This window comes from Deinococcus aerolatus, assembly GCF_014647055.1.
GTDB lineage: Bacteria > Deinococcota > Deinococci > Deinococcales > Deinococcaceae > Deinococcus > Deinococcus aerolatus.
This window is the reverse complement of sequence record NZ_BMOL01000024.1, coordinates 25,093-36,783: the sequence shown is the minus strand read 5'-3', so window position 1 is coordinate 36,783 and position 11,691 is coordinate 25,093. Positions and strand designations below refer to the sequence as shown.

7 protein-coding genes are annotated in these 11,691 nt (G+C 65.1%); all 7 read left to right on the top strand.

All coding sequences use genetic code 11. From position 1 onward, the window contains the following. The first annotated feature begins 184 nt into the window (after positions 1-184). The 7 genes from tgt (at position 185) to IEY31_RS16715 (ending at position 11,686) form a co-directional block, all read left to right on the top strand. The gene (tgt, locus tag IEY31_RS16745; protein WP_188974096.1) at positions 185-1,372 is read left to right on the top strand and encodes a tRNA guanosine(34) transglycosylase Tgt; all 1,188 of its coding nucleotides are present in this window, start codon (positions 185-187) and stop codon (positions 1,370-1,372) included. A 309-nt stretch (positions 1,373-1,681) separates the two neighbouring features. Continuing rightward, entirely contained in the window at positions 1,682-4,873 is a 3,192-nt protein-coding gene (locus IEY31_RS16740) for an S-layer homology domain-containing protein (RefSeq protein ID WP_188974095.1), read from the top strand. Between the two features lie 131 nt (positions 4,874-5,004). Next, complete coding sequence (locus tag IEY31_RS16735) at positions 5,005-5,949, top strand: manganese-dependent inorganic pyrophosphatase (protein ID WP_188974093.1); 945 nt, start codon at positions 5,005-5,007, stop codon at positions 5,947-5,949. A gap of 16 nt (positions 5,950-5,965) precedes the next feature. Beyond that, positions 5,966-7,228 carry a bifunctional folylpolyglutamate synthase/dihydrofolate synthase gene (locus tag IEY31_RS16730; protein WP_188974100.1) on the top strand — a complete coding sequence of 421 codons (1,263 nt, stop codon included), beginning with the start codon at positions 5,966-5,968 and terminating at the stop codon, positions 7,226-7,228. A 376-nt stretch (positions 7,229-7,604) separates the two neighbouring features. Beyond that, positions 7,605-8,522, top strand: coding sequence for a class I SAM-dependent methyltransferase (locus IEY31_RS16725; protein WP_188974091.1), 918 nt, complete (start codon positions 7,605-7,607; stop codon positions 8,520-8,522). Positions 8,523-8,838: 316 nt separating this feature from the next. Continuing rightward, a complete protein-coding gene (locus tag IEY31_RS16720) occupies positions 8,839-9,345 on the top strand; it encodes a hypothetical protein (protein ID WP_188974089.1) in 507 nt (168 codons plus the stop codon). Positions 9,346-9,433: 88 nt separating this feature from the next. Continuing rightward, on the top strand, positions 9,434-11,686 hold the full coding sequence (locus tag IEY31_RS16715; protein WP_188974087.1) for a hypothetical protein: 2,253 nt from the start codon (positions 9,434-9,436) through the stop codon (positions 11,684-11,686). The last annotated feature ends 5 nt before the right edge of the window (positions 11,687-11,691 follow it).

Here is an 11,691-nt window from a genome sequence, read left to right as displayed (position 1 = left end):
TCGCGAGTTCGAATCTCGTCTCCCGCTCCATCTCCGCCCCCTCCTTCCCGGAGGGGGCGTTTTCGTTTGGTCCTACGGCAGCCATTTTATCTCCGGATCCTGCAAAATCTTGAGGACCTACTCTTATGTCTCTGTGCTGTCAGTCACAGGATTTTCAGCGTGCCAAATACGCCACAATAAGGACATGTTTGAGTTTGAGGTTCAGCACCAGGATGGGCGAGCGCGGGTGGCCAAGTTCACCACTCCACACGGCACTGTGACAACGCCGATGTTCATGCCGGTGGGCACCCAGGGCACCGTCAAAGGCATCAGTCCGCAGGAATTGTTGGAGATAGGCTCCCAGATGATTCTGGGCAACACGTATCACCTGATGCTCCGCCCCGGAGAGCAGCTGGTGGCTGCGCACGGCGGGCTGCCTGGCTTCACCGCGTATCCCGGTCCTTTTCTGACCGACTCCGGCGGCTTTCAGGTGATGAGTCTGGGGCACATGCGTAAGATCAGCGAGCAGGGTGTGGTGTTCAAGAGCCATCTGGACGGCAGCCTGGTTGAGCTGACGCCGGAGCGCAGCATTGAGGTGCAGCAGGCGCTGGGGGCCGATGTAATCATGGCCTTTGACGAGTGCCCACCGTTTCCGGCGGAGCGCGAGTACATTACCCGCAGCCTGGAGCGTACGGTGCGCTGGCTGGAGCGCTGCATGACCTTCAAGTCCAGGGAGGATCAGGCGCTGTTTGCCATTGTGCAGGGGGGGATTCACCCGGATTTGCGGCAGCAGAGCCTGGACCTGACCCTGCCCTTCGCCACGCCGGGCTTCGCCATTGGAGGCCTCGCCGTGGGGGAGAGCAAGGAGGAGATGTATCCCGCCGTGGAGTTCACCACAGCCCGCCTGCCCACCGACAAGCCGCGCTACCTGATGGGTGTGGGTCACCCCGAAGATCTGGTGGCGGGCATTGCGCTGGGGGTGGACATGTTCGATTGCGTGTATCCCACCCGTACCGGGCGTTTCGGTTACGCACTGACCGACGATGGGCGGCTGAACATGAACTCCAGCGCCCCCCGCCGGGATCTGCGCCCCATCGACGAGGATTGCGACTGCTATGCCTGTCGGCACTACACCCGCGCTTACCTGGCCCACCTGGTGCGGGCCGAGGAGTTACTGGCCCCGCGCATGCTCTCGCTGCACAACCTGCGGTACCTGCACCGTCTGGTCGAGCGGGCCAGGGCTGCCATCTCCGCCCAGACTTTCGATGTGTGGGCGCGGGAATGGGGCCAGCGGTATTTTCGCGGTGAACTGCCGCAGTGGTTCGCGGCCAGCCTGGATGCTTCATCCGCACGCCAGACGCCAGTGCCAACCTCCATCTCCTCTCGGGGATGAACCGTGGGCCGGTTTGTAAGAGCCTGAAACCTTCATGACTTGATCAGACTTGCCCCAATCGCCCGAGAATGTTGAATTTATCGTGCTCTCAGGGTTGACCACCCTGTCTTCATGCTTGTATCATCCATGCTGATCTGTCGCCTGTTCACCCAATCTGGGGAAGACGCTGCAGGTTGCACCACAAAGTTGCGCCGAGGGAAACACGACGCGGTGAATTACTCCGGGAGAGGAAACTCGGTAACTCGCCCCACTGTCACCTTTAGAAGCCGACCGACTGCTTCCGAACGCGCGACGACCTTTGGGGGTCATATGAAGAAAAGCTTGCTCGTTCTCACCGCCGCTCTGGCATTCGGCATGGCCGCTGCACAGACGGAAGCTCCTGCCAGCGCGCCGCAGGTTCCCGCACTGACCGACGTTCCTGCCGGTCACTGGGCCAAGGACGCCATCGACCGTCTGGTTGGTCAGGGCATCATCCTGGGTTACCCCGACGGCACCTACCGCGGCACCCAGAACCTGACCCGCTATGAGGCCGCCGTCATCATCGCCCGTCTGCTGGACCAGGTCCGCACCGGCGAAGTGCCTGCCAGCAGCATCGACGCCGACACCCTGACCGCGCTGCAGAACGCGATCCAGGAACTGGCCGCCGACCTCGCCGCCCTGGGCGTGCGCGTCAGCGACCTGGAAGAAAACGCGGTCAGCCGCGACGACTTCACCCGTCTGGAAGAGCGCGTCGAGACCCTGGCCGGCAACACCGGCGACGCCGAAGCCGTGGCCAACCTCCAGGCCCAGATCGACGACCTGGCGGCCCGCGCCGACGACTACGACACCCTGCGTGCCGATGTCGACGACAACGCCAGCAGCATCGCCGCGCTGAATGACCTGACCGTGCTGCTGAACCAAGACATCCTGAATCTGCAGGACCGCACCAGCGCCATTGAAGCTGCCCAGGCCGACCTGGTGCAGAAGGCCGACTTCGACACCCTGTCGGGCCGCGTGACCAAGGTGGAAACCACCGTGGGCGATCTGGACAACCGCGTCAAGCAGCTCGAGAAGTACGCCTTCAGCCTGCGCCCCACGCTGAGCGCCACCTACAACGTGGCCCGCGGCACGCGCGACATGGACTTCGACCGCCTGCTCCCCGGCACGGTCTTCAGCACCGGTGATGACGGCGACGCCGACACCGCCGATACCGCCGTGGACTGGGCCGACCTGTCCGGCGCCCGTGCGCCCGTGGCCAACACTGAGACCGGCTTCTACGGCTTCAGCACCGGTGCTGTGACCCCTGTGAACAGGGAAGGCAACACCACCCTGTCCTTCGGCATCACCTTTGACAGCTCCGGCAAGATCGGCAGCGGGACCAGCGGCTCGACCGGTGTGTTCGCCAAGAGCGCCGGTGCCCTGAACGTGAACAAGGTCGACGTGACCTTCGGCGTGCGCGCTGGCCTGCCTGTGGCTGACACCCGCTACCCCGACGTGACCCAGGACGGCGTGACCTACCGCCCCCTGTTCTTCTTCTTCAAGCAGGGCACGGCGGCCTTCACCGTGGGCAACGCACCCATCACGGTGACCTTCGGCAAGGCGCTGAAGTTCAAGTTCAGCGACTACCTGTTCGACAACGACAGCACCGGACGCGGCGACGGCTTTATCGTCAACGTGGACGGCAGCACCGTGCCCGTGATTGGCGCCTACAAGCCCACCATCACGGTGGTCTACGGCAGCCGCGGCGGCGCGGACGCCGCCCTGACCTACACCGACACCTTCAACACCGCGACACCGCCCGTTCTGGTCAGCCGCACGGCCTCTGGCCTGTCCGGCGGCGCCTACAAGTACTACCGTGGCGTGCGCGCGACCATCACCCCCATCGGTACCCTGAAGGCTGGCCTGAACTTTGCCCAGGAAAGCCTGGACACGACCGGCCGCAGTATCGCCGCCAATTACGCCGCAACCGGCAGCACCACCACCACCCCGGGCACCACGGCAGGCAACGTTGTCGTTGCCAGTGACGTGCTGGCCTTCGGTGCAGACCTGCACGGCGCTGTGGCCGGCTGGCAGATCGACAGCGAGTACGCCCAGAGCCGCGTCACCACGACCACCTACGGTGCAGGTACCGGCACCGCCAGCAACGCAACCGCCACCGAGCGCGCGTTCTACGGCAAGGTTGCAGGCACCCTGGGACCGGTCAAGGTCTACGACCTGAACTACCGCAACATCACGGCGGGCTACAACGCGACCGCCGGGATCATGGAAGCCGATCCCACCGACAGCGACAACGGCAGCACCGCGCCGTACCACAACAACCAGAACGGCTTTGGCGTCAAGGTTGGCGGCGCGCTGGGCCCCGTGGCCCTGGGTGCGTACTACGACCGCGAAACGAACAACGCTGGTGCGGCCAGCACCCTCATTATCGACCGTGGCGTCGCCGCCAAGGTCAACCTGTTCAACCTGGTCACCGTGCGCGGCGGCTACTACGAGTACCTGAAGGAGCCTGGCGCCTACGACCGCGTTAACACGGTCGACGGTGGGGGCAAGCGTTACAGCGTTCGCGCTGACATCACCCCCGGCTTCGGCCTGTCGGTCGGCGCGTACTACAACTACCTGGCTCTGAGCAATGTCCGCACCCAGAGCGATGCCCAGCTATTCCGCAACAGCAAGTACAACAGCTACTTTGGTCTGGTGAACAACGAGTTCCTGGACTCGAGCGGCTGTGGTGCCGATCACCCCGGCATCGCCTCCTCCGACACCGACGGTGTGGGCGGCGCGCTGAACTTCTCTCTGGCCAACTTCAGCGACCGCACCTGCTACACCGAATACGGCGCAGAACTGCGTCACAACGGCAAGGATGCCAGCGCGCTGGTCAAGGACCTGTCCTTCCGCGTGGGCTACGCCTCGCGCTACCGCGACGCCACCAGCAGCTACAGCAACGGCTTCACCTACGGCGACGTGCTGTACGGCAAGAAGATCGGCATCGCGCAGGTGGACGTCAAGGGTGCTTTCGGCCTCAACCGTTACAGCGCCAACGAGCAGGCTGCCAACGCGGCAGTGGACAACAGCACTGCCTTTGCTGTCGGCGTCAAGGTCGTCACCGATCCGCTGAACGTGATCTTCAAGCCCAGCCTGGAAGGTCAGGTTGGCTACTACTCCCGTTCGCACGATCTGGGCGGCACCGCAGGTGACTACTCCTCCAATGCCCTCAAGTACTCGGCGGGCGTCAAGCTCAACGAGTTCCTGATGCCCAACACCAAGTTGGCCCTGTACTACTCCGGTTACCAGGCCACCAATCGCGCCTACACCCCCTTCAGCGGCGCTTCGGCCGGCTACTACGCCGACCAGAACAACGCCGGCGCAAGGGTGAGCCAGGACCTGCTGTACGTGGAAGGCAACTACTACGATCTGTCCGTCGGCTACGGCGTGGGCAACCTGCGTCTGCGCAACGGCACGTCCACTGCTCCTGAAGACGCGCGTGGCCAGGTCTTCAAGATCAGCTACAAGGTCAACTTCTAAACCCCAACGGGTTGAAGCTGCTCCTTCCCCCTCCGCCCTGTTTCCTGAAAGCCCCCGCCACGTGCGGGGGTTTTTCGTTGTCTGGGGTTCGTTGTGGCTGTCACATGCAGCCCAGCCGCTACACTGCGCTCATGCTTCCCGTGTTCGGACACCTCAATCCAGATACCGACGCCATCGCCTCTGCACTGGTCTACGCCCGCCTGCTGACCCGTCAGGGAACTGCAGCCCAGGCCTTCTGCCTGGGTGACCTGAATCTCGAGACGCCGTTCGTGCTGGGGCGGGCCGGGGTGGAGGCTCCGGCACTGCTGCCCCAGCTGGAGGCGGGAACGGCGGTGGCACTGGTGGACCACAATGAGAGCGCCCAGTCCACGCCCAATCTGGGCGACCTGCAGGTGACGCGGGTGGTTGACCATCACAAGCTGGGCGACCTGACCACCATGCAGCCCGCGTGGCTGCGGTTCGAGCCGGTGGGCTGTACCGCCACCCTGCTGCTGAAACTACACCGCGAGGCCCGGCTGAGCGTGGAGCCCACCGACGCCTGGCTGATGCTCAGCGCGATTCTCAGCGACACCCTGCATTTCCGCAGCCCCACCACCACCCCGGATGACCGCGAGGCGGTGGCATTTCTGGCGCCGATTGCCGGGGTGCGCGACGTGGGGGCCTATGCCCTGGAGATGTTCGCGGCCAAGAGCGATCTGGGCGACACGCCCGCTGCCGAGCTGTTGAAGATGGATTACAAGGTCTTTCCCTTCGGGGACCCGCTTGCGCCGCAGCGCTGGGGCCTGGGCGTGATCGAGACGACCAATCCCGGTTATGTTTTCGGACGGCAGGCCGAGCTACTGGACGCCATGCGGGCGGCGCGGACCAGGGACGGTCTGGACGGCGTGCTGCTGGGCGTGGTGGACATTCTGAACGAGACCAACCGTGTGCTGGTGGCGGGCGAGGCCGAAGCGGCGGTGGTGCAGGCTGCGTTTGGCATGCCCACGGTGGGCGACGTAGCCGATCTGGGCCACCGGATCAGCCGCAAGAAACAGATCGTTCCGGCGCTGGAAAAACACTTTGAGGCGCAGGCCTGAGCGGTCCGTGAACGGCATGGCTGGCGTCGACGCGCATCTGGACTGGCTGTTCGCGCGCCAGCGCTTTGGGGTGCGTCCGGGGCTGGACCGGGTGCGAGAGCTGCTGTCCCATATGGGCAACCCGCAGACATCTTTTCAGACGATCCTGGTGGGCGGCACCAACGGCAAGGGTAGCGCTGCCGCCGTGCTGGCCTCCATTCTCAAGGCAGACGGCCGGCACACTGGTTTGTTTACCAGCCCGCACCTGACCCGCTTTGCCGAGCGCTTTCAGGTGAACGGGCAGGAACTGTCGCAGGAGACGGTCGGCGCTGCGCTGGGCCGCCTGCGTCCCCACGCGGAGGCGGCAGGCGCAACCTTCTTTGAGATTGTGACAGCGCTGGGTGCGCTGCTGTTTGCCGAGGCTGGGGTACAGGTGGCCGTGATGGAGGTGGGCCTGGGCGGACGCCTGGACTCCACCAACGCCCTGAACCCCGTCCTGAGCGTCATTACCAATGTGGCCCTCGACCACACCGACATTCTGGGCAACACGCTGGAGGCCATTGCGGCCGAGAAAGCGGGCATTCTGCGGGCGGACCGACCTGCCGTGACCGGCGTGGCGGCGGACCTTCTGCCCCTGCTACGGGCCACGAACGCGGACCTGTGGGCCGTGGGAGAGGAGATGGAGATTCAGACCCGTTCCCTGGGCTGGCAGGGCGCACAGGTGAGCGTGGCGCTGCCCGGCGCCGCACTGTCCTTCCATACTCCCCTCCTGGGCGCGCATGGGGCGCGTAACGCGGCTCTGGCGACGGCGGCGGCGTGGCGGCTGGGCGTGGGCGGGGAGGCCATTCAAGTCGGTGCGGCGGCAGCACGCTGGCCCGGACGCCTGGAAGTGGTGCCGTGGCGCGGCGGGCGTGTGTTGCTGGACGGCGCACACAACCCCGACGGTGCGAGGGCACTGGCCGCCACCCTGCGCGACCTGGGTGTGCCGCCGTTGCCGGTGGTCTTCGGGGCGGCAGGCGACAAGGACGTCGAGGGCGTGGTGGCGGCCCTGCGGCCACACGTCTCGCACGTGGTCCTGACGCAGGCCGTCCTCAGCCCCCGCGCGGCCCCGGCGGCGGCCCTGGCCCCACTGTTCGGGGACCTGCCCGTCACCCTGACCGACTCGCCCGCGGAGGCGTTGGACGTGCTGGCTGCCCTGAACGTGCCCCTGGCGCTGGCCTGTGGCAGTCTGTACCTGATCGGCGAGTTGCGTCCTCTGCTGCTGGGCACGGCGGGTGAGGATCGGGAACGCTGGCAGTAGCCCGGCAGCGGATGGAATCAGGCCGAATCCTTCTGCATATACGGTGCCCTGAGTCCCTGGCCCCGGTTTCCATGCACTAGGCCGCCTGTACCTTTGCCAGTCCCGGCGCAAGGGTCAGGGCACACAGCAGCGCTCCGCTGATCCGCAGCTTTCCGGCAGTGATCGCGGCCACCGCGTTCAGGTTGCTGCGCCAGAAGGCTGCCCGCCCTGGGCCGCGAAACGCTTCCGTCGCGCCCCCGAGGATCTGGAAGGTCTGCGACAGCTCGCCTCCGCCCTGGTAGGCTAATCCCTTTCCCGAGCCTGATCCCGACTCCCTGCCTTCGGGTGGGGATTTTTTATGGCCTGTTGACCATACGTCTCCCCGTATGCTGGCCGGATGCCTCTTCTCTCGTTCACCCTGGAACCGCTGTCCACCATCATTCCTGCCGTGCGTGCAGCGCTGGCCGGTGGGGGAGAGGTCACGCTGGACGTGCCTGATCCCGACGTGGGTGTGGGCCTGTATGCCGGCGAGCCGGGCGCGGCAGGCCGCCACCGCGCCTGGAGTGTGTGGGCAGACCTGGCCGACGCGCTGGGCGCGCACCTGCTGACGCCCGGGAAGACCGGGCCGGGCCGGGTGAGCTTCGGCCTGCGCCTATATGCCTCCACGCCTGCACCGGACGCGGACGGTTACGGTCCAGACGGCGAATGGTCACGGGTGGACAAGCTGGAAGACCCTGAGCTGCTGCTGACACTGGTTGAGGCCCTGCGGCGGATTGATCCCCCAGCAGGTGGGCGCGTGCTGGCGCTGGGGGTCAACACCGGGCGTGAGCTGGACGCCCTAGCCCTAGCGTTTCCCGATCGGCCGTTTGACGTCGTGGGTGTGGATACCGACGCCTCGGCACTGGCCACGGCACGCGGCAGGCATCCGGCCTTCACCTTTCTGCACCTGGACGTGACCCGGCTGCCGCACCCGGAGCTGGGTCAGTTTGACCTGATTCTCGCCCTCAGTCTGCTCCAGAGTCCGGGCGTGCGGCGCGACGTGCTGCTGTCGGCGCTGCGCCGCCACCACCTGACCGACACCGGCGGGCTGGTGCTGGGCTTTCCCAATGCCCGCTATCGCGACGGCACCCTGAGCTACGGCGCACGCATGAAGAACTTTGCCCGCCCGGACCTGAGCCTGCTGTGCGCCGACGTGACCGATACCCGCCGTGATCTGCAAAAGCGAGGCTTTCAGGTGTTCGTGACGGGCAAGTACGAGGTGCTGGTGACCGCTTTGCCTGTGGGTCGGCGGGTGGGCCGCTGCCTGGAACTGTAGCCCTCCTTATTGGGAAAGAGGTGATTTTGGTGCCCGAATTCTGAGGCGTTCCCCCCCCCGATGGGGGCATTTTCATGGTGCCCATCATCGCGCTTAATTTCTGACTCTGTGAAAAACCCGTCTACACCATAGTTTAATAAAAAACCAGTTTTCTCATTAAGCTCATACTCTGAATTTCGCCGGATTGGGCTGGAGATCCACTGTGACACTGTAAGCAACGTGTAAGAGCTGAATTTCTAGGCTCATTTCCATAAAAGAAGTGCAAGCGACAGTTGGGTTGTGTCTTTAGCTGCCGTTTATCTTCAGGGGAGACGTTATGAAATTTCATAGGCCCACACTGCTCGCCGCTCTGCTGCTCTGTGGGGCAGCTCACGCGGCTGCCCAGGCGGGTGAAGCCCTGAGCCTGAACCTCACCATGCTGCTCGTCAAGACCGTGCAGGTGAACGGCAAGGCCACCGAACAACTGCTGCCCAACTCCGGCAGTGTCAACCCCGGCGATGTCATCAGTCAGGTGGTCAGCGTCCGGAACACCAGCCCCAAGTCTATGCGCGATGTGCCGGTGCAACTGCCCGTGCCCAAAAACACTATGTACCTGGCCCCCGAAAAGGGTCTGGACAGCGTCAGGACCCTGTACTCCATCGATGGTGGCAAGACCTTTGCCGCCGCGCCCCTGAAGAAAACGATCACCGTCACCGAGAACGGCAAGTCCGTGCAGAAAGAGGTGGAGGTCAAGCCGGGCGAGTACAACGCTGTGCGCTGGATCGTGGCCGAACTCAGCCCCGGCAAATCACTGGAGCTGGGTTACCGCATTCAGGTCAGGTAAACCCCCTCACCCGTTTTAGCTTCAGCCCTCAATTTTTATCCACCCATGACGCCCAGGCCAGACGGCCCAAGCAAAAAGGAGTTTTACCGTGAAAGTGAATCCCAAGTTTCTGATGATGATGGCCGCCCTCGCCGCAGGCAGCGCCACCGCCGCGACCACCAGTACTACCGCCGGCACCATCATCACCAACGTTGCGAGCGCCACCTACGACGACCCCATCAGCGGCACGCCCGTGACCCCGTTCAACTCCAACACCGTGCAGACCACCGTGCTGCCGCTGCCGGATTTCGACATCCGCTTCCAGAACAACACGCCCACGGACGGCGGCACGCAGAACGCCCTGAACACCACCACCAAGGTCGTCCTCAACGCCGTGCCGGGTCAGGCCGTGGAGACCCTCTACACCGCCATCAACCTGGGCAACACGCCGCTGACCATCGGCCTGTCGGTTAACCAGGTCGGCGCAGGCGGGCAGTCGGTCGCGTACTTCCCCGCAGGCACCACGGATTTCGTCAACACCCCGTCCACCGCGCAGATCGTGGTTCAGGCCGACGACCCCAACACCCCCATCGACGAGGGCGTCACGAACTTCATCCAGCGCATCGTGATCCCCCCTACAGCCACCCGCACCGACGTGTTTGGGGCCACGCCCATAGGCCGCGTGACCGGCACCGGAACGACGCTGGCCGCCGACGGCACGGTCACCGGCAACGGCTACGCCACCGGCAGCATCAACGAGGAAGAGAACAAGGCCCTCGGCACCGACTGGCAGTTCGTGGCCATCACCATGTTCGCCTCCACGTTGGACAACAAACCCAACCCCTCCACTCCGCCCACCAACCCGGTCGACCCAGGCGGCAACCCCTACACGCCCACGCCTGCCAGCGGTCCGGTCAACGTGCCCACCCTGCCGGTCGGTCCTGATGCCACGCCCAACACGCCTCCGGTCAACCCCAGCTCCCCCGGCTACATGGACGGCACGACCCCGATCATTCCGAACGCCACCGGCGACACCCAGATCGCCTACCCCGCAGCGGACCCCGACAACCTGGCCGACTTCGTGACGTTTACCAACGCGCTGACCAACACCAGCGCCCAGGGCGACGCGCTGCAGCTGTTCCCCTCCGGCGCAGTGGCGACCAACGGCACCCTGAACGCCGGCTGGACGTTTGATGCGGCCACCGGCACCTTCACCCAGAACGCCGGAAACCCGCTGACCGAAATCCGCGTCACGTTCCTGAATCCCAACGGCACGCCCGTGACGGTCAAGACCGGCGCGACGTACCCCACGCTGATTGTTCCGGCCAACAGCAGCGCGTACTACCTGACGCGCATCACGTACCCGGACCCCGACGACAGCGCCCCGGTCCTCAGCCGCAGCGTGACCACCGACGTGGACTCCATCAACGACGCCGGATTCGCCCCGGAAACCGGCGGCAGCACCACCAACACGATCATGCCCGCCGCCGCGCAGTTCGGTGACGCCACTGCCCCACTCGGCGCGGTGCCCACCCCCGCGACCAACCAGACCGTGCGCCCCAACGGCACCTTCGGCGGCGTAAGCAGCCCCGACGTCACCGACGCGACGGCCATCTTCCCGATGGACGTGGTGAACAACGGCACGTACAACGACACCTACATCCTCTCGGCTGGAACGGCGGTCCCCGGCACGACCGTGCGCTACTTCTACGCCGACGGCACCGAACTGGGCACCATCACCAGCGGTCCCAACACCGGCAAGTACGTCACGACGGTGGTCGCCGCCGGCAGCGAACTGAAGGTCTTCGCCCGCATTGATGTCCCCACCAGCACCAGCACCGGCGTCTACGCCGTGTCGCAGAACGCCACCGGGTATTTCAGCACCATTCCCATGAGCGACACCAACAACACCGTGACCGTCTCGCCCGTCGGAGCCGTCGGCGTGGCCAAGTTCACGGAGCGCACGCCCACCACCGCCGGAAGCGAGACGGTGGCCACGCCGTCCGGCGTCAGCTTCCCCAACCCGGTGAACTTCACCGCGCAGCCCAACACCGGCGCGCTGCCCGGCCAGGACATTACCTACCGCATCATCGCCAAGAACACGTTCAACACGTCGGTCGCGCGCTTCTTCATCCGCGACACCGTGCCGGCCAACACCACCTTCGTGAGCGTCAGCATCGTGGGCGTGGTGGCGTCCAAGACCATCTACAGCGTTGACGGCGGCAACACCTGGAGCGCCACGGCCCCAGGCGTCACGGCCACCACCGTCGCGGTTGCCATCGACAACAACAATGACCTGATTCCCGACGCCCTGGCCAGCGGCGCGGAAGTCTCGGCCAACTTCGTGGTCAAGGTCAAGTAACGCCA